19 protein-coding genes are annotated in these 19,903 nt (G+C 40.3%); 15 read left to right on the top strand and 4 right to left on the bottom strand.

Going from position 1 to position 19,903, the window contains the following annotated elements:
* Positions 1 to 315: 315 nt before the first annotated feature.
* The 8 genes from QE422_RS10455 to QE422_RS10490 all read left to right on the top strand — a co-directional run bounded on the left by QE422_RS10455 (position 316) and on the right by QE422_RS10490 (position 9,820).
* Positions 316 to 1,152, top strand: a complete 837-nt coding sequence (locus QE422_RS10455) for an AraC family transcriptional regulator (RefSeq protein ID WP_307457740.1) — start codon at positions 316 to 318, stop codon at positions 1,150 to 1,152.
* A gap of 86 nt (positions 1,153 to 1,238) precedes the next feature.
* The gene (locus tag QE422_RS10460; RefSeq protein WP_307457744.1) at positions 1,239 to 1,787 is read left to right on the top strand and encodes a YbhB/YbcL family Raf kinase inhibitor-like protein; all 549 of its coding nucleotides are present in this window, start codon (positions 1,239 to 1,241) and stop codon (positions 1,785 to 1,787) included.
* Positions 1,788 to 2,081: 294 nt separating this feature from the next.
* Entirely contained in the window at positions 2,082 to 2,807 is a 726-nt protein-coding gene (locus QE422_RS10465) for a tryptophan-rich sensory protein (protein WP_307457747.1), read from the top strand.
* Between the two features lie 63 nt (positions 2,808 to 2,870).
* On the top strand, positions 2,871 to 3,488 hold the full coding sequence (locus tag QE422_RS10470) for a flavin reductase family protein (protein WP_307457751.1): 618 nt from the start codon (positions 2,871 to 2,873) through the stop codon (positions 3,486 to 3,488).
* Between the two features lie 175 nt (positions 3,489 to 3,663).
* Positions 3,664 to 4,104, top strand: a complete 441-nt coding sequence (locus tag QE422_RS10475; protein WP_307457753.1) for a hypothetical protein — start codon at positions 3,664 to 3,666, stop codon at positions 4,102 to 4,104.
* Positions 4,105 to 4,127: 23 nt separating this feature from the next.
* Positions 4,128 to 4,535 (top strand): 5-fold beta-flower protein, encoded by a 408-nt coding sequence (locus tag QE422_RS10480; RefSeq protein ID WP_307457755.1) that lies wholly within the window; start codon positions 4,128 to 4,130, stop codon positions 4,533 to 4,535.
* A gap of 258 nt (positions 4,536 to 4,793) precedes the next feature.
* Positions 4,794 to 7,277 carry a hypothetical protein gene (locus QE422_RS10485; protein WP_307457758.1) on the top strand — a complete coding sequence of 828 codons (2,484 nt, stop codon included), beginning with the start codon at positions 4,794 to 4,796 and terminating at the stop codon, positions 7,275 to 7,277.
* 101 nt (positions 7,278 to 7,378) lie between these two features.
* Positions 7,379 to 9,820: a DUF5686 family protein gene (locus QE422_RS10490; RefSeq protein WP_307457759.1), complete on the top strand. Its 2,442-nt coding sequence runs from the start codon at positions 7,379 to 7,381 to the stop codon at positions 9,818 to 9,820.
* Between the two features lie 470 nt (positions 9,821 to 10,290).
* Here the strand turns inward: QE422_RS10490 and QE422_RS10495 are convergent, their stop codons facing one another.
* On the bottom strand, positions 10,291 to 11,538 hold the full coding sequence (locus QE422_RS10495; protein ID WP_307457762.1) for an arsenic transporter: 1,248 nt from the start codon (positions 11,536 to 11,538) through the stop codon (positions 10,291 to 10,293).
* A gap of 187 nt (positions 11,539 to 11,725) precedes the next feature.
* Positions 11,726 to 12,967: an MFS transporter gene (locus tag QE422_RS10500; protein ID WP_307457765.1), complete on the bottom strand. Its 1,242-nt coding sequence runs from the start codon at positions 12,965 to 12,967 to the stop codon at positions 11,726 to 11,728.
* A gap of 300 nt (positions 12,968 to 13,267) precedes the next feature.
* On the opposite strand from QE422_RS10500, the gene QE422_RS10505 reads away from it, so the two are divergent.
* The 6 genes from QE422_RS10505 to QE422_RS10530 all read left to right on the top strand — a co-directional run bounded on the left by QE422_RS10505 (position 13,268) and on the right by QE422_RS10530 (position 17,715).
* Positions 13,268 to 14,029 carry a phosphatase PAP2 family protein gene (locus QE422_RS10505; protein ID WP_307457769.1) on the top strand — a complete coding sequence of 254 codons (762 nt, stop codon included), beginning with the start codon at positions 13,268 to 13,270 and terminating at the stop codon, positions 14,027 to 14,029.
* Between the two features lie 219 nt (positions 14,030 to 14,248).
* Complete coding sequence (locus QE422_RS10510) at positions 14,249 to 14,944, top strand: VIT family protein (RefSeq protein WP_307457771.1); 696 nt, start codon at positions 14,249 to 14,251, stop codon at positions 14,942 to 14,944.
* A 465-nt stretch (positions 14,945 to 15,409) separates the two neighbouring features.
* Positions 15,410 to 16,924, top strand: coding sequence for a PAS domain-containing protein (locus tag QE422_RS10515; RefSeq protein WP_307457774.1), 1,515 nt, complete (start codon positions 15,410 to 15,412; stop codon positions 16,922 to 16,924).
* Positions 16,914 to 17,105 (top strand): response regulator, encoded by a 192-nt coding sequence (locus QE422_RS10520; RefSeq protein WP_307457776.1) that lies wholly within the window; start codon positions 16,914 to 16,916, stop codon positions 17,103 to 17,105. Before QE422_RS10515 ends, QE422_RS10520 begins: the two co-directional genes overlap by 11 nt.
* Before the next feature lie 49 nt (positions 17,106 to 17,154).
* Positions 17,155 to 17,277: a hypothetical protein gene (locus QE422_RS10525; RefSeq protein WP_307457779.1), complete on the top strand. Its 123-nt coding sequence runs from the start codon at positions 17,155 to 17,157 to the stop codon at positions 17,275 to 17,277.
* Between the two features lie 57 nt (positions 17,278 to 17,334).
* A complete protein-coding gene (locus tag QE422_RS10530) occupies positions 17,335 to 17,715 on the top strand; it encodes a PleD family two-component system response regulator (RefSeq protein WP_307457781.1) in 381 nt (126 codons plus the stop codon).
* Between the two features lie 23 nt (positions 17,716 to 17,738).
* Here QE422_RS10530 and QE422_RS10535 read toward each other — a convergent pair whose 3' ends face one another.
* Entirely contained in the window at positions 17,739 to 18,224 is a 486-nt protein-coding gene (locus QE422_RS10535) for a DUF4385 domain-containing protein (protein ID WP_307457784.1), read from the bottom strand.
* A 277-nt stretch (positions 18,225 to 18,501) separates the two neighbouring features.
* Here QE422_RS10535 and QE422_RS10540 point away from each other — a divergent pair, with 277 nt between their 5' ends.
* A complete protein-coding gene (locus tag QE422_RS10540) occupies positions 18,502 to 18,762 on the top strand; it encodes a SemiSWEET family transporter (RefSeq protein ID WP_373463365.1) in 261 nt (86 codons plus the stop codon).
* Positions 18,763 to 18,881: 119 nt separating this feature from the next.
* Here QE422_RS10540 and QE422_RS10545 read toward each other — a convergent pair whose 3' ends face one another.
* On the bottom strand, positions 18,882 to 19,853 hold the full coding sequence (locus QE422_RS10545; RefSeq protein ID WP_307457787.1) for a ferritin-like domain-containing protein: 972 nt from the start codon (positions 19,851 to 19,853) through the stop codon (positions 18,882 to 18,884).
* Positions 19,854 to 19,903 lie beyond the last annotated feature (50 nt).

Here is a 19,903-nt window from a genome sequence, read left to right on the forward strand (position 1 = left end):
ATTGGCAATTTCCAAGGTCCACCGACGAGCTGTAGCGGTACCAATAGAAGTGCATTAGAATGATACTAACAGTATGCGTAAACTCCATAATTTTGACAAGACTTTGAATGTCGTCTTCGTCCTGCAGTTTGGTAGTTTTTTAATGTTCGGACTTCAATTTAGTTGCTCAAAAGCGTGATTAAAAGAATACGCTATCTTGGCATTAGATGGCACTATGTGTGCGAATTGCGAATCAGGGTATCAATTTGTACTTTTATTGTCGCAAAATATTACTGAACAACATAAAAAGTAAAAATATAAGAACAAATAATCCAGATGAAAATAATTACGCTTCCTGACGAACTTAATTTCGAAAACGCTCCCGCCGTTCAGGTATTTGATTATCAGTCTTCGCAGGAGATATCCAGACAACAGATCATTCTGAATCAAAATGCTTTTAGTTTTTTACTTGAGGGACATAAAGAGGTGGTCTTTAATAATTCAATTTTATCAATTGATAATTCAAGATTCCTGGTCATGAAGTCGGGCCATTGCCTGATGACAGAAAAACTTTCAGAAATTAAAAATTATAGAAGCATCCTTTTATTTTTCACGAATGAAATCTTACTGAAATTCATACGGAAAACAGTGCTTAAGAGAAATATTTCATCCGTTTGTAAATCGGTTCATTCATTCAAATATGATGAATTTATAAAACGTTTCGTGCTAAGTCTTTCAGATATTTCCGTGCTCTCAAAAAATGTACAGACAAATATGCTTTATATTAAGTTTGAAGAAATAATGCTGTATTTAACAGAAATATATGGAACAGGTTTTCTCTATTCGCTACTAAAAAACAGTGACGATGCTACACAGAGATTTCGTCGAACGGTCGAAAGCAATCAACTAAGCAAACTGACTTTAAAAGAATTGGCTTTTTTATGCAACATGAGCATATCAACTTTTAAAAGAGAATTTGAAAAGCATTACGCCACATCTCCTATCAAATGGTTTCAAAACAAAAGATTGGAGCATGCTCATTATTTAATGAATAAAGAGCAAAAAAGTTCATCTGATATTTATTTGGAAATCGGTTATGAAAATTTATCAAGCTTTATTAAAGCTTATAAATCAAAATATGGAATGACACCCAAACAACATCATAAAAATTGAGCTTTTAGCCTTAGTTTTTGGGCAGATAGCTAAATGCGGTCTACACTGCTACCCTTAATTTTGCTTAAAACTTTAATTATTATAAAATGAAAAAAGCAAATTTAATTTTAGCACTGTCATTAATTTTATCAACTTGTGTTTTTGGACAAAACACTTTCACACTAAATAGCAGAGATTTAGGGGGAGAATCAACCAGAATACAAGAGTTCAATGGATTTGGTTGTTCAGGCGACAACCAATCCCCTCAGTTGTCATGGAAAAATGCTCCGGAAGGAACAAAAAGTTTTGCTATTACTATGTATGACCCTAATGCACCAACGGGGAGTGGGTTTTGGCATTGGTTGATGTTTGATATTCCTGCGGGCATAAATGAATTGGTAACCAATGCAGGAAATGTAAAGCTCAATCTGGCCCCGAGAGGAGCTATCCAGAGTATAACTGATTACGGAATCAAAGGTTTTGGTGGCCCTTGTCCTCCGAAAGGGCATGGATTCCATCAATACATTATAACTGTTTATGCCCTAAAAACAAATAAATTAGGATTGGACGAAAACATAAATCCTGCGATTGTTGGTTTTAATCTCTGGAATCAAACACTGGCCAAAGCAAGTATAGTCGTATATTATAAACGTTAATTACTACAGTTGGAGTACACAAATTTTTGTTGTTGATGTCTTTTATAAATTTAAAATGCCATCAGAACAAACCTAACGGGTTTTAAAACCTGTTAGGTTTTTCCGTCAGCCTTATTTCAGATGATCCGTAAAATAAAATACATTTAAATCTTGTAAAATTTACCGAAATAAACCATTATAATTTCCTCGTCGCGTTTTCCAGCCTGAAGAAAATTCATTAATTTAACAGTACAATAAACAGTAAAAAAATAAATGATGGTAAGGCTGTTTCAGATTTTAAATATAATTGTTCTGATGTTGACAATCGGCATCAATTACCTTTCAAATACCGGATCTATTAATAACGAAACGATGGCGAGTATTTCCGGCAAATATCATAACCTGTTTACCCCTGCCGGATATGCTTTTTCCATCTGGGGACCCATTTATCTCGGCCTCCTGGGATTTGTAATCTATTATGGCCCGTTTACGAAAAATACGGAACCCAAAGAAAAAGTCGTTTTAAATATCGGCTGGTGGTTTATTATTTCATGCATAGCCAACAGCCTCTGGATTTTTACCTGGCTGCATGAATATACTTTTATCACGATTCCCATCATGGTTCTGCTCTTTGTCTCGCTACTTAAAATGATATTGAATAATAGAGACTTCATTCAATCCCGGGATTTTAAAACAACCGTTTTCCTCCGTTTGCCTTTTTACATCTATGCCGGATGGGTTTCCGTGGCATTGATTGCCGACGTCGCAGCTTACCTCACGAAGATACAATGGTCGGGGTTTGGGATTCCGGAAACGGGATGGACGATCCTGATGTTTGTCGTAGCAGCCCTTATTCATCTGTATATGATCTGGAAGCAGAACATGAGCGCATTTGCTTTGGTTGCTGTCTGGGCACTGATCGCCATTGCCGTAGCCAATCGGTATTCCAATCAGACGGTTTATATTTCGGCCATTGTAACGGCTCTATTTGTTTTTGCGAATATTATTTTTAAGCTCTCAAAGAAAAAAGCAGTGCTTTGAAAATATGAATTTTTATAATTAATTCATGTAATCCATTCCTTAAAATCAAAATTTTATTTATTGATGTCAACCCATTTTACTAACCGGCAGATTGCCGGCCTGGAGAAAAGAGCAAGAACAGCGTTGGTCAACTCCCTGAGCGGCTTTAAAAGCCTTAACCTCATCGGAACTCTCAATACATCGGGACAGACCAATCTTGCCATTTTTAACTCGGTGATGCACATTGGGGCCGATCCGGCTTTAATAGGCTTTATTTCCCGTCCGGACTCCGTGGACCGGCATACCCTGGAAAACATAAAGGAAACAGGTTTTTATACGGTTAATCATGTTCATGCGGAGATGTTTGAGCAGGCGCACCAAACCTCGGCACGATACGCAAGGGAACAGTCGGAATTCGATGCTGTCGGGCTGACGGCTGAATATAAAAATGATTTTCAGGCACCCTTTGTTCAGGAATCGCGTATTCAGATAGGTCTGACACTAAGGGAAATTATTCCTGTAAAGATCAATAACACCTTGCTTGTTGTCGGTGAAATTACAGATCTGTATTTCCCTGATGAAATCTGGGATGCCGATCAGGGCATTTTTGATTTTGAAAAGGCCGGCACCATTGCAGGCTCTTCCCTGGATGGTTATCATGCTACGCAATTGATCAGAAGACTGAAATATGCAAAACCATAAAGTTGACCGAATAAAATAACGCCTGTTCGTAAATGAAGCTGATGGCAATGATTTTCAAAGCATGCTAATAAGCTTTTTTCAGGTCGTACATCAATTCTTAAGTAAAATTTAAGAGAGAACTGTTGTCAGATAAATCAAAAACAATATCTTTAAACAGGAATAGAGAACAATTCGTATGGCCGGCGGACACCATATTTTCAGCCTTTATAAGACATCAGATGAAACTCCGCAGTACATTGTATTGCGTACGGTATTGCCCGCCTTCAGGAATTCGTCGCAAGCTGAAGAAGAGAAAAGCTGGAAAGCAGAATCTGCGGAGAGGCTAAACCTTTTAGAACTTATCAGGAAGCAGATAGGTAAGGATGGTTTTGAGCGCATCGGGGAATTGCACGGTGATCCCATAGGCGATATCTGGTATTCGGAATCCGGAGCACCTCTGGTCCCGGTGTATTATATGCAGACGGAATTCGGAAAACCATGGATTATTTTCGGAACTGCGGATTCGAAAGACAAATTTTTAACTGAGCTGGCGTACGATGAGGATTTGCAAAGATTGAATCCTCTGGGAAAACCAATCCGAATTGATGCTTTGTTTGTCACTGAAAATGATTTTTAATTATTAAAGATAAAATAACTCTTATGAAAAAACTATTAACTTTTGTTGTCATTTTAGCAGGAATCTCGATGGCAAATGCACAAACGATCGAATCAGGAAGCAGAAATACGGCAGGCTATATCAAATCAGACGGAACCATAGAAAACAGCAGCCATTCCACAGTGGGCTACATCAAAAGCGATGGAGCGATTGAAGACAAAAGTCATGGCACTATCGGTCGTATCAAAAGCGACGGAACGGTGGAAAACAGAAACGGTTCTACCGTAGGCTATGTAAAAAGCGACGGAACCGTCGAAAACAGCAGCCATTCTACCATTGGGTATATCAAAGATAACGGGACGGTAGAAAATAGCAGCCACAGTACATTGGGTTATGCCAGCGGCGTAAAGAAATCATGGGCAGCGGTCGCTTTTTTCTTTTTTAAATTGTAATCCGGGAAAAATTCCGGAAGTGCTGAAGCATATCAAACTGTATTTGCTATCCAAACCTTTCAAAAAAGATAAAAACAATTTAGCTGATTATCATTTATTGATAACGATAAATTAAATCTAATATATTAATCTGATAGGGCTGTCCATAAAGGGCAGCTTTTCTGTTTTACTAAAGATAAAAAATTTAAATCCCGTTTCAGGCATCCCGTTTCGCAACTTGGAATATGTTTTGTTTATCCCGAGGTAGAACTTTTACTGATGAATGATAAATCTTTACCTCCTCAACGCAACCGCCGTAAATGGTTGATTTACACAATTGCCGCTTTTGCCGTGCTGGCCGTTTTATTTCCTTTCGTCCTCGAATTTTACCTGCAGCGAAAACTGCCGGATCTGGTGAATGATAAAACCCCGTACACTGTTAAAATTTCAGGATTCAAACTCAGCCTGATGTCAGGAAACATTACCGTAAACCAATTAAAAATTGCCACTAAAGACCCGAACAATAAAAACATTACCCAAATTCAGGGAACTGCCGGGCAGGTTAAGATCACGGATTTCGGGATCTTTAAAGCGCTGTTTAAAAAATCCTATCATGCAGACCAGCTATTGGTTTCGGATGGCAATATCAAAATTAAAACGGCAGCAGCTAAAAAGAAAGAAAAAAAGGAGAAGAAGAAAATTGATCTCGCTGTAAATAATTTAGCCATAAAAAATGTAACTGCTGATGTAGAAGATGCCAACGGAAAACCGATTTTCAAAGGAGAAAATATCGTTATCAGCCTTAAAAATATCACCCAAAGCAGTAACGAAGCCAAGATACCGCTTGCGTTTACCGATCCTAAAATAGAAGGTTCGCATATCAAAATTGGGGTGAATGAATTTTACGAAATCCATTCGGAGCAGGTAAAGGCAGTAAAAAAATCTTTAAAGCTATCACAATTCAGGCTTAAACCGATTCAGGATCCGAAGAAATACAACTCAAAAAATATTTTTGATTTTTCGGCAAAAGAATTTACAGCAGACGATTTCAACATCAGCCAGGATTCGCTCATCGTTTCCAAGGTATTTTTCTCTGAGCCGGATCTGAAAGTAACCTCAACCGGAAAACAGGTGGTAGAAAAAAATAAAAATCCTAAAGAAATTGAAATGAAGATCGGGATGAAAAACATTTTCTTTGAGAATGGAAAAATTACCGTTCTTCAACAGGATCTTGAAAAAACGGCCTCCGTCGATCATTTTAATTTTAAGCTCAACGATATCGTTTTTGATAAAAATACGGTGAAGGAAAAAATTCCTTTCCGTTTTACCAACCACGATATCGAAGCCGATCATATCTATTTTAAAGCCAATCCGTCCCAGGCAATCGAAGTGGCGAAAATCACTTCAAAAAATTCAGATATTTTTATTGAGGACTTCAAAATGCTGGCCCTACACAAGAATGCTGCTAAAGATGCGGTTTCGGCTTCGGCCCGTCAGATCAGATTACTGAAAAACAAAAGCCGCTATATTGGTCAAAAGCTGAATGTTGATTTTGCCGGAATTGTAATAGAACGTCCAGACATCGCGATCAGTTCTGCAGGGAAAAAAAAACCGGCTAAAAAGAAAAATACGGATACTCCTGAATTTGCTGCAAAAGTGGGCTTTATTCAAATAACAAACGGTAAATTTTCCCAATCCGTACAGAATAAGAAAAAAATGTCCGTCGGGTCATTTGATGTTAAGTTGGATGGCATTTATTCCGATCAGAAAATACTGTCAGGCCAAATTCCATTTACTGTCAGAAAACGCGATATTAAGGCAAAGCAGATCCATCTGGATGCCGGAAAATATTATAACTTCTCTGTAGCCGGAATTACGAATGCGGGCAAAACCACCGAGATGTCGGATATCCGTTTTACACCGAAATATTCGAGAAAAGCATTCAGCCGGGTTATTGCCAAAGAAACCGACCTGTATACCATTGCCGCTAAGAAAATTCGGGTTGAAGACCATCAGTCTTCATTCGGAAAGAATACCGTTATCGATATCAGCCGGGTGGATATAGACCGGCTTGACTGCAACATTTACCACGACCTGGCACCGCCTGATGATAATGCGATCCGTTATTTCTTCAGCAAAAAGCTCCGTGATGTAAAAGTACCGCTGTTCATTAAAAATGTATCGTTAAGGAATTCCGAACTTACCTACGAGGAAAATGCGGAAAACAGCAATATTCCGGGAAAAATTACCTTCAACAGGTTTAATGCGCAGATTACCAATGTGAATAATGCTAAGATTAAAGGCAGGCCGACCGTCATCAATACCGATGCACAGTTTGATTTCTTCGGCACTGCAGACACGAAAGTAAACTGGAGGTTTGATGTAAAAGACCATTCGGATTATTTTACCATCAAAGGAGATATCCGGAAACTGTCCGCTGAAAATGTAAACCTTTTCGTACGACCATATCTGAATGTGACACTGGATGGGCAGATTGATTATTTAAAATTCGATTACTACGGAAACTCGTCCGGTATTAACGGGAAATTTTATTTCAAATACAACGACATGTACGTTAACCTTCTTAACAAAAAAGGAAAGGAGAGAAAGCTGCTGACGAAGATTGCCAACTGGTTTGTAAAGGACGATTCCAAAGGAGAGCCCGAGCATGTGGTGATCGAGAAAAAAAGAGATCCTGAAAGAAGCTTCTTCAATATGCTGTGGCAGGGAATTATGGAAGGTCTCAAGAAATACATTATTTAGGAACCAACTAATCGGCATTCTTTTTGCCAACCTACAAGTATAGATGGGGATAAGCACGATGAGATGTACTTATCCTCATTTTAATTAATACACCGCTTTTTATGAATAAATATTATCCGTTAGTATTGTTGTTATTTTCAACCCTATTATTTTCACAGTCGAAAGTAATCATTAAAGATTCCGAAACCCACCTGCCGATTGGCAATGCCACTGTGAGCTGCGATCATGCTATCCTGGGCAGAAGCAATTCGTCAGGAATCCTTTATTTTACATCAGACTGTAAAAAGGTTTCTGTGTCCGCACCTGATTATAAGGAGGCAAGCTACCTTACCGACAAAATAATGGAAGTATTTCTCGTTAAAAGAGAACCTAAAACAAAATCGATAGAAGGCGTTGTCTTATCGGATAAAAGTGACCCTAGGGCATTGGAAATCCTTCAGAAAGTAAATGATAATTACAATCAGAACTCTCCGCAGAGCTTAGAATCGTATGCTTATAAATCGTATGAAAAAATAGCAATGGATCTGGATCAGGACAGTATTGAAAGCTACAACACTTACATCAGAAAAAGAATCGATTCATTGGAAAAGCTTCCGCAAAGACCCATGAAGCCCAAAGATAAAAAGGACTCGTTACAGTCTGTACAACTGGCTCAGCTAGCAGGACAGAGCAAGATGTTTCTCTGGGAAAGGGCTTCCGAGGTGATGTTTTCACAAAAATACGGGGAGAAAATCAATATTCTTGACAACCGCGTATCCGGTCTTAAGCAGCCTTTGTACGAACTGATGGCCTTCCGGTCCAACCGTAATAAGATTCCTAAAGAAGTAAAAGAGGAAAACAGGAACCTGTACCGTTTTTTCCTGACCGATTCCCTTGAGATCGACGGCCGGGAAAATTACGTCATCAGATTCAGACAGGTTAATAACCGGGAAGCGAGGGACCGTAAAAAATTCAACGGATATCTTTATATCGACAAAGCCACTTACGCTCTGAAAAAAATCGAGAGCGAAAGCAATGAGGCCAACGAAGGGACCATTACCAGCATCTGGATTCCCATAAATGATAAGTGGTTCCTGCTGAAAGAGGATTATAAGCTAAAAGTAAACAGCAATGTTTTGGATATGAACATCAGTCTGAGAGGAGAAAAACCGGAAAAGAAAAAAGACAAGGGCAAAAAATTCGGAACATATGCGTATGCAACCGCCGACTATTTTGATATTAAAACACCTATTGAAGAAGACCCTAAAGACTTCAAAGGATACACCATCAACGTGAAAAATTCCGACGGGAAATTACTGGATGAATACCGCACGGAAAAACTTAATGAAAGAGAAGAAAATACATATGTGAAAATTGACAGCCTTAGCAGCGTTTATAAGCTGGACCAGAAAGCAAAAGGCCTAGCCGGGCTTTTAAAAGGAAGGCTGCGTCTGGGTATGGTTGATTTTGATTTAGCCAGAGTTTTCGGATATAATAAATACGAACACGTTCGTTTGGGCGCGGGAATCAAGCTAAATGAAAGATTCAACCGTTATATTTCTCCGGATGCTTATTTTGCGTATGGAATTTATGATAAAAAATTTAAGTTCGGAGCGGGCGTTGATGTAAAAACGACTTTAGAGAAAAATTCATTTTTCAGGCTTGAATATTTTAACGATGTGGCCGCAGCAGGACGATTCTCAGAAAACCTTTGGAATTTCAGGATGCAGATCATGAATTCAGGAGTGGCCATCAACAATAATATTTTTTACAGCTACGAAGGCTTTAAACTGAGTTATGAAAACGATATTACCAATGGACTCACCTTAAATATAGCCACCAAAAAATCACAGGAGGAAGCTCTGTTTGATTACCGCTACAAAGATCTGGGAAATCGATTTAACATTACTTCAGCCACATTAACGCTGAAGTATTCTCCCAATTCAAAAAATATAATGACACCGGAAGGCAAATATACCTATGAGCAGAATTATCCGGAATTCTATGTCAATTATGAGCAGGGACTTAAAGCATGGGACGGTGATTTTAATTTCAGCAGGTTCGATGTGCTGATCAGTCATAATCTTAAAACCAAACTGGGCGTTACCGGAATCCGTGCCTACGGAGGATTTTTGTTGGGAGAAGCACCGATCTGGGAAAACTTTACCATGAACGGACTTGCCAACGGCAGGGGAGGCTTAAACTTCAACCTGACCTCTTACCTGGGATTTGCCACCATGGAAGGAGGGAAATATTACAATGATAAATTTGCAGGAGTTTACCTGACCCACAGACTGCCGTGGTATTTTAAAAGCTTCGGCAAAAATGTTTCAAGTTTCGATGTGATCTACAGAGGAATTACTGGAGATATGAAAAACCCTCAGAACCACCAGTTCAAATTTGAAACCCTGAACCATCTGTACAACGAAGTCGGCCTGGAGTGGAATAACTTCCTTTCCTCACAGTTCAACCTCGGGTTCTTCTATAGAGTCGGTCACTACAACACCGGAAGTTTTAAAGATAATTTTGCGATCCAATTTAAATTGAGATTGCTGGGATTCTAGAAAAACAATAAAAGACAAAAAATGCAGTTGCCGAAAGCAACTGCATTTTTTATTTGATGTAATCGATTTTACTATAATAGCAAACTTTTTATGTTTGATCTTTACATGTAAACAATCAATATTAAACGCCTTGTTTTTCATTCCCGCTTGAGTCTAGACCTAATATCAGAGCATAACCTTGACAATTAAAGCTTAAATTCTTACTGAAAATTCAAGAGAAGTAATAATTGGAAATATTCGTACCTGGATTCCGAACCGGAATGACAAATACTGTGAAAAATCCTTCTTGTTTTTATCGTTAAAAATATAAAACATAAAGCGCCCTGTTTTGTCATTCCCGCAGGGAATCCAGAAATAGTATTAGAAAATAGCAAGGACAGATTATTACTAAAAATCAGAAAGAGTTATATTTAAAACACTTTCAACACTCAAATATCCTTTTAAAATAATATCCTTTAAAAGCAATTATACTAAAACCTCAACGCGAGCAAAGCCCCGATCAATGCCGGGATCATTACAACAGCTCCCAATTTCAGAAATTCCCATCCGCTCATATCGTAGCCGTTTCTTCTGAGCTCTTTAAGCCATAGAATGGTCGCTAACGATCCTGTAATCGAAAGGTTGGGGCCAAGATCAATACCGATCAGGATTCCGCTTCTGACCGCTTCGGGCAGATGGACGGCTGAAACCGTATACCCTGCAATAAGTCCGGCAGGAAGATTATTGATGAGGTTACTTCCAAAAGCGACTACCAGTCCCGCGAGCCAGGCAGTGGTTTCCGTTGCCCGATGAGCTTCTTCCGAAAGTTTTTGTGACAGCGAATCGATAATCCCGGTCTGCTGAACCGCTTCCACCAGAATAAACAGGCCGGCAACCAGCGGAATCACCGACCACGATATATGGCGGGCGAATTCAACCGGGTTTTTTCGTCCGGCTATTAAAACAAGAACGGCAGTACTTACCCCCGCAATCGCGGTGGGCAGTCCGAGATCCCATTTCATGGCGGATGCAGACAGGAGAAGCAGGGTTGTAATAATTATTCCTGCCAGTGCCATTTTACCGCCCGGCTGTAGAGGTTCGGCCTCAATTTCAGAATCAATGGATTCGCGCAGTAATTTTTTCTGGGTCAGATACAGCATCAGGAAAGTGATCGATACCGAAAACAGCGAAGGTATTAGGTAAGTTTTGAACCATACCGCCAGTTGAGGCATTTCCGTTCCATAAATTACCAGGTTGGCAGGGTTGGAAATGGGCAGGATAAAAGATGCGGCATTGGCGATGAAAGCACAGATCAGCAGGTAGGGCAGTGTATTCTTTACTTTGGCCCGGCTCACCGCAACAGCAACTGCCGGTGTCAGCACAACCGCAGTCGCATCGTTCGATAGGAAGGTTGTTACCACAAGTCCGACAAGGTAGATCATAACAAAAAGCCTGAAAGCAGAGCCTTTGGAAAACCTGATCGCATGGCAGGCAAGCCAGTTGAATAGGCCTTCTCTGCGCGCCGATTCGGCGAGGGTCATCATTCCGATCAGGAAAAGATAGACGTCCAGTCCTTTGCCTATTCCGGTCCATGCATCCTGTAAGGAAATCAGTCCGAAAACAAGCAGCAGCAACGTGCCGGCAACAGCCCACACCGCTTCCTGAATTTTGTAAGGCCGGATAATAACTCCGGCAATGGTAACAAAAGCTATAAGGCAGATAAAAAATTCACTGTTCATGATGAATGGAAAATAATCTTTATAAATGATGAGTAATGGGTAAATGATCTTAAAGTTTAAATGTAGTTGAAAATGATTTCTCGTAGATCATAATGATCACACAAATATAAATTCAAATAAAATTTGCGTGAGATGATATCATTTAAATAAGATCGAAATTGATGATAAAATTTAAAATTTTGCTTTTTTAAGCTGGCTCTGAACAGGCTTCGGACGGCGCACATTCCTTTTTCATGGTTTTGGCATTGAAAACCCAAAGTGCGATAGAAATAACGGCAATGCTACCCAAAATAAGAAACGCTGAGCTGTATCCCATCTGCTGGGCAATCCAGCCGCCGATCGCCGGACTTAAAGCGGCACCGATTCCCTGAACCGTCATTACTGCGCCCTGCCCGATATTAATCCGTCCTGTCCCGTTGAGAATATGGGCAACTAGTCCGGGTACGGCAACACTCTGCAGCCCTGCGCCGATACCGTCAAGAATCTGTACGGGATATAAGCCCACTTCACTGATCATTTGTGAAGCAATCAGCCCTCTGAGCGGAAGGGAAAGAAAAGAAATCAGCATAATCATCCAGTAGTCGTTCTTTTCAGCGATTTTCATCCCGGCAATGGAAGTGGCAATCATGACAAGCTGGGCAATAATTACTGTTAATGCCACAAACATATAGGCATTTTCCTGCATTTTTGAAGCAGCTGCCATTCCGTAAAGAGGCAGCAGGGCACCGTTCCCAAGGTGGAAACAGGCCAGCGCTCCGGCAAGGATCAGCAACGGTTTACATTTCAGCAGGACATCGAGCCCGCTTGCTTTTTCATCCTGTTCCGCATCGGTTTTCATTCCGCGGGCGGCTTTATGGTCTATGCTGTCTGCCGGGATCATCAATACGCTGATGATCGTTAAAACTCCAAAAAGAGCGGCCAGAAGAACGACAGCGGTCATTCCCCATTTCAATCCCAGGTAACCTGACAGTGCGGCGCCCACAACATTTCCGGCGTGGTTAAAAGCCTGATTCAGTCCGTTCTGCCGGTTGAAACCTTTCTGTTTTACAATACCCAATGTGATCCCCACTACAGCCGGTCCTATGGCTGCCCCTGCAATGGCCGTCGCAACCTGTGAAAGACTGACCACCCAGAAGTTCTGGGAAAGCAGAATAAGGGCTGAAGCGATAACGGTAAAGATTCCGGGAATAATTACAAATCTCCTTTTGTGATTGGTGGAATCGATGACCGCACCTGCAGGCGTGGTCATCAGCATTCCCGCCACACCGCCCAGGGACATTACGGTACCGATCGGTCCGCTCTGCCACCCTTTGGAAAGAAGAAAGATCCCGAGAAAAGGACCGATACCGGCCTGCATATCGGCCATAAAGAAATTAAGCGCCTTCAGGGCTTCTAGGGTGCGTTGTCCGGCGTGAGTAGATTTTTTCATAGATAACCTCAGTATTAATTGGTTTAAATGTAAAATAGGAAACCCTGCTTCAGAACGTGCTGTGATCCGCTGATGATCAGGCTTTCATATCTTTAATTTTGTGTGTAAATGATATGGGTAAGCCTGCCAAAAAGTATTCCAAATATGACCAGGATCATATTAATAATCTGAGACATTACGGTAATGACATTATGTAAGGAATAATTGCACGATAAATTTTAATGAATTTTAAATAAATTAATGGACGGATTTTTATTCGTCGTCTGCTTTTCCTTATTTTTAAAGTTCAAATAATAGCCTATGAAATTGGTAACCGTAACAGTCCTGATTTTTTCAAATATCATCTTTGGTCAGATCAAGCCGGATTCGTCTTTGATGAAGGAAGACCTGAAATATGAAGACAAAGTGTATAAGCCCAGTTATAAAAAGCTTATTGTTCCGGCGGTTTTTGTAGGATTCGGTGTGACCAGCCTTACTTCCGATGCACTGAAAAACCTTAACAATACAACGAAATATGAAATCGGAGAGCATCAGCCGAAGCATATTACTTTAGATAATTATACCCAGTATGTCCCAGCCGCTATGGTGTACGGTTATAACCTCGCCGGTGTCAAGGGAAAGCACAATTTTAAAGAGCGTACGATTATTTACGGGACTTCACAGCTGATTGCGGCGGCGATCGTCCTTCCGTTGAAGCATACGATAAAAGAAGAACGTCCGGATGGCTCCAACCGTCTTTCGTTTCCTTCCGGGCATACGACAACCGCATTTTCGTCGGCGCAGTTCCTGTTCAGGGAATATCAGCACGAAAACTTTTGGCTGGCCGTTTCAGGATACCCGGTGGCACTTTTTACCGGAATTTACAGAACCCTGAATGATAAGCATTGGGTCGGCGATGTGGTAGCGGGGGCTGGTTTCGGGATTCTGAGTACGGAACTCGCTTATTGGCTGTTTCCGTTTATCAATAAACATTTGAATAAAAAGGATTCAAAAAGTTTTACCTACATATATCCTGTATTGCAATCGAAAAACGCAGGAGCAGGATTGGTTTTAAATTTCTGAAAATTAAAATTTTAAATAAATTCCAGTGATGAACAACTTTGTTTTGTATTTTATTTTTTATTCCCGCTGTTCCCTACGTTCATCAACCAATAATAACCGGATGGATCGGCAAAACCGATGAGAATAAAAAATCTAAGCAGAAGAATCAATAGTAAAAACCTCAATTTTGAATTTTAAACTTTGAATCTTGAACTTTAAACCTTAAACCATAAACTCCTTATGCATCACCACTTAGAAAAACATTATGTAAACAGGGTAGGGTGGCTACGGGCAGCCGTGCTGGGTGCCAACGATGGCCTGCTTTCCACGACAAGCATCGTTATCGGGGTAGCCGCAGCATCACCGGACCGTAATACGATCATCCTTGCTGCTCTTGCCGGAATGATTGCCGGGGCTCTGTCGATGGCTGCCGGAGAATACGTTTCCGTAAGCTCGCAGGAAGATACCGAAAAAGCCGATCTCCTCAGGGAAAAGCGGGAGCTTGAGGAAATGCCTGAAATAGAGCTGCAGGAACTCGCCAGAATCTATGAAAAAAGGGGAGTTAGTAAGGAAACGGCGTTGCTTGTCGCTACGGAACTTACCCATCATGATGCTTTGGCGGCACATGCACACGACGAATTGGGCATCAATGAAATTACCCAGGCTAAACCTTTACAGGCTGCATTAGCTTCCTTCGGATCGTTTGCTTTGGGGGCCCTGCTGCCGTTTATGGTTTCCCTGTTGGCTCCGATTCAGCAGATGGTTTATTTCCAGTATGGCTTTTCCATAATTTTCCTGATGGTTCTCGGCGCAGTTTCTGCCAGGACGGGCGGTTCTAAAATCGGTATTGCGGTATTGCGGATCTGCTTTTGGGGAACGATTGCCATGGGTGTAACGGCAGTAATAGGACATCTTTTCGGAGTGACGGTTTCATAGACAATACATTTTTATTAATTTTAAATTTCAATATAAAAATCGTCTGTATTTCTAAAGCTTAAATCGATACTGACTATGAATCAATAGAAAATTCCGCCTGGCCGACTATTTAAGTTTAGTGATTATGCTTCAAAACTGTTTATAGTTCTACTCTGGCAGATGATTTAAAATAAATTTAAATTTTATCGGGACAGTTTGGGATTATGATTTTGATCATATTTTACTCCGTTGTATATATCGGTTTATGCCTCCTGCTGTATGGTATCTTTATTATTATCTGTAGATAGTGGAATTTCAAAGGTTATCTTTTTATGATCAGCTGCATCTTTTTATGCGTAGGCCCTCCATTTTTTAAATATATGGGCATAATATTTGGTTTTGTAGATGAGTATAAATGAAAACTCGTGAATACCATACTTCAGTGGCTATTTCGGTTGTTAAAATGTACAAGTAATATTATACTTTATGAATGACAATAATCTCGAACTTTATTTAAAAGCACTGGACTCTGCAAATTCAGGAATTATCATCACAGACAATAGTCTGCCGGATAACCCTATCATTTACTGTAACAAGGCATTTGAAAAAATTACGGGATATGCCCATGAAGAAATTATCGGCCACAACTGCCGTTTTTTACAGATGAAAGATCGGAACCAGCGGGAACGTGCCATCTTAAAAAAGCATATCGAAGATGGTGAGGAATGTAGGGTGGAAATCAGGAATTACAGAAAAAACGGCGATTTATTTTGGAATGAACTTTATATTTCGCCAGTAAAAGATAAAAACGGAGTGATAACCCATTTTATAGGGGTTCAGAATGACATTACCGACCGTAAAAAAGCCGAGCAGGACCTACGGGAGGAAAAGGCCAGCGTTGAAAGAAAAGTGAAGGAACGTACTCAGGAACTTCAGGAAAATGAAGCCTTCCTTTCCAGTATTATTCAGACGGTGAGGGAAAGCCTTTTGGTACTGGATCCGGAATTCAGGGTAATCAGTGTCAATTCTTATTTTCTGAAGACCTTCAAGGTTACCGAAGAGGAGACAATTGGAAAAGTATTGTATGAGCTTGGAAACCATCAATGGGATATTGAACCGTTACGGGAAATGCTTGTTAAAATCTTACCGACCAATAATCCGGTGATCGACTTTGAGGTAGACCACGATTTTCCTTACATCGGCCGAAAACTTATGCTTCTCAATGCCTACAGGATCGAGTTTGAAGGGCAATACAAAGACCGGATTCTCCTTGCTATTGAAGATATTACCGATAAGAGGGAAATAGACCGCCGTAAGGATGATTTCCTTTCGATTGCCAGCCATGAGCTGAAAACTCCTTTAACGACGATAAAAACACTGGTACAGCTGCTGGAACGCATGCTTGATAAAGGCATAGATGATAAATTCAGATCGACCCTGCATAAAGTTTCAATCAATATTGAAAGGCTGAATAATCTCATTACGGAATTGCTGGATACTTCCAAGATTCATTCGGGGAATATCGAAATCAACAGAACGCCGTTTGATCTTAATGCTTTGATCCATGAGACCGTAGAAAACAGCTTATTTGGTATATCGTCGCACCGTATCGAGATCAAAGGCAGCACCAACGCTATTGTGGAAGGTGACGAAATAAAAATATCACAGGTACTGAACAATATTGTCTCTAATGCCCTTAAATATTCCCCTGAAGCCGATAAAATAGAAATCCAGCTTGGAAACGTAGGGAATTTTGTAAAAGTTTCGGTAAAGGATTTTGGCGTAGGAATTGATTATGATGACAAATCCAAAATTTTCGAGAGATTTTTTAGGGTAAAAGATGTTCAGCAGAAATTCTCGGGACTGGGTATCGGGTTGTATGTAAGCCAGGAAATCATCAAGATGCACGGCGGTACGATCTGGGTCGAAAGTGAGCTTGGAAGCGGATCTGTTTTCAGTTTTACATTACCGATTTTAAAAATGAAGAAAAGTGAAAAATAAAATAATATTAGTATGCGACGATGAAGAGGGAATCCTTGATGTGGTCGAAATGATGCTGGACGCCGAAGGGTTTACGGTGAAAACCGAAATCGAAAGCGCTCATGTTCTGGACCGGATCAGGGAATATACTCCAGATCTGCTGATCGTTGACCTTTGGATGCCTGTAATGTCCGCGAGATGAGGTGATCCGGAAGATCAGGGCAAATGAAACTATAAAATCATTGCCGATTATGGTAATGTCTGCAAGCCGCGATGGTGAGGGAATTGCTTTTGAAGCAGGCGCAGATCAATTTATTTCAAAGCCTTTCGATATTAACGCATTTGTATCAAAGGTTGATGAGCTGATCGGTTAACAAAGCCGATTTTATTGTATTGTCTATTGTGAAATTATATTGTTATTGTTCATCAGCATGTTGATACGGAAAGAGAAAAAAAGAAAAATTCTGATCTTTGATGACGACGTTATGACACTTGAAGTCATCTCTCTAATTTTTAGCGAAAAAGGGTATGAAGTTTCCGTATCGGAGACGACGTATAATATTCTCGGACTGGTCGATCAGATAAAGCCTGATTTAATCATCATGGACAACTGGATTCCCGACCGGGGCGGTGTAGAGGCCACGCTTCTCCTGAAAAACAATGAAAAATACTCTGCTATTCCGGTGCTGTTTATTAGTGCCAATATCGATATTGAAAAACTTGCAGCCTATTCTTATGCCAACGATTACATCCGGAAACCTTTTGATCTGGATCATTTTGAACAGAAAGTGATGATTTTACTGAATATATAGTCCGTTTAAACTTTTTACCGGCATTATCCATACTGTTTCTTCCAATCGGTTTTCATCTTTTTGTATTTCGGAAGTTCTTCAGCTTCCTGCCATTTTTTATAAAAGACAGATGCTGACTTTGCCTTTTCCGGATCTCCTGTCCCGCGTTCCAGCTGTTCGTAATTCTTGGAAGGGTCATATTTCTTTCCGCCTTTGTAATTAAAATAGCGCCGTGCTCTGGTAAAGCCCATCTGCAGGTATTTCCGGGACATATCGGCTCCCACAAAATCATTTTCTTTCAGGTAAGTAAGAAAAAGTCCGAATATTTTTTCTGAACTTTCCACAGCAATCGCTTCGTTTTTAAAGCGCCAGTATTTTCCGATCTCAGTTTTATAGGGTTCGCAGATCAGTACCCCCTGTTCGCCTTTTCCTACCTGGTATAGTTCAGGATGCTCACGGTAATCCACATCCGGTTTCCATTCGTAGCTTTCAGCATCAAAGTTCAGGTAGCTTGGCGTATCTTTCTTCATATTGAGGGTTAGGTTAAGGTTTTTCGGTTTAAAGTAAAACTAAATTATATTGAGATCTTTTTGCAGGCAATCTCAGATTTGACTAATCAGTATTGAAGCAAATAATTCAGCAATCGTTAATTCATCCACTGATTGGAATGTTCATTTTCAATAGATAGAAATTCTCAAAAATAAAGCCAGTTTTGCCAGAATGTTTATCTTATCATAAAAAATAAGAATACCACACAAGGTGGCATAATAATTTCAGGGTTTTAAGCTGACTTAAAAAAAGGCTATTATGAATGGAAAATTTATTAAAATATTAGGATGGGTAGCAACGGTAACGGCAATGGCCATGTATTTTTCTTACATTCCTCAGATTTCAGGAAATTTAAATGGGCATAAAGGAGACTGGCTCCAGCCTCTGGTGGCGGCCATTAACTGCAGCTTATGGGTAATTTACGGATTTATCCAGAAACCCAAAAAAGACTGGCCGATTGTAGTGGCCAATTCACCCGGCGTTTTTTTCGGATTGTTTACGTTTATTACAGCATTATAATTATAAAAGTAATGATATAATGAATCTTTACTTTTGGGAATCAGTTTAGCGGAGACTTCCGGTTACAAAATAACAAAGCAGGCCTTGAAAGCCTGCTTTTAATATATTAGATATAGTGATTAATGTCTATAATCTTCGTCTTCATCGTCCTCGCCATCCTCATCTTCTTCATCTTCTTCATCATAATCTTCATCTTCCTCGTCATCATAGTCTTCGTCATCATAATCCTCATCCTCGTCTTCATCATCCCAGCCTTCATCCTCATCATTTTCTTCATCCTCATCTTCTTCGGAAGCATTGAAATTAATAGATGTTTCGGCAATATCGGTAAGATCACGGTCCGTCTGTTCTTCTTCATCCAACGTAGTCTGTAAAAGATCCGCAGCTTTGTAAAGTTCCAGCGTTTCTGCAAGGGCTACAAGTCCGCCGTAAGTGGCAATTTCGTAGTGTTCTACTTTCTGTGCAGCAATGATCAGGGCCGCGTCTCTTGTCATGGTGCCTTCTTCGGTTTCTTTAATAATGTTTTCGCTTTCTTTTACAATTCCGATGATGGCATCACATTTTTTACCTTCCGGTTTCTCATCGATAGATTTAAACACCTTATCCAGTCTTGAAATCTGCTTTTGGGTCATCAAGTGATGGTCTTCAAAAGCTTCCTGAAGTTCTTCGGTAGTGGCTGCCTTCTGCATTTTAGGCAATGCTTCCAGGATATGTTTCTCGGCAAAGTAAATATCCTTCAATGCATCCAGGAAAAATTTATACAACGGACCTTCTTTAGAAGTTTCTGAAACTGATTTTTTTTCAGAAGACTGCGCTTCAGGTTTTTTATCCTGTTTTTCTTCTTCTTTTTCAGGTGCGTCCTCCTTTTTGGCTGCAGTTGATTTTGCACCGGCTTTGGTTTTTGGAGCAGGCGCTTTTTTGGCTACGGTCCCTTTAGGGGTGGCCGCTGATGTTTTGGCAGTTGCTCTCTTTTTGGGAAGGGGTGCCTGTTCGTCACCGGTTGGTTCCGCACCTGCGTTAAGCAGATCGGTAGCTATTTTTTCTGTATTGTCGTTGGCTTTTGTTGTATTTGTTAAATTATTGGTATCCATGATTTGATGTGTAATTTTAAGTGAAAAAAGCCGGCTTAGGCAGCCGGCCT

Source organism: Chryseobacterium sp. SORGH_AS_0447 (assembly GCF_030818695.1).
Taxonomy (GTDB): domain Bacteria; phylum Bacteroidota; class Bacteroidia; order Flavobacteriales; family Weeksellaceae; genus Chryseobacterium.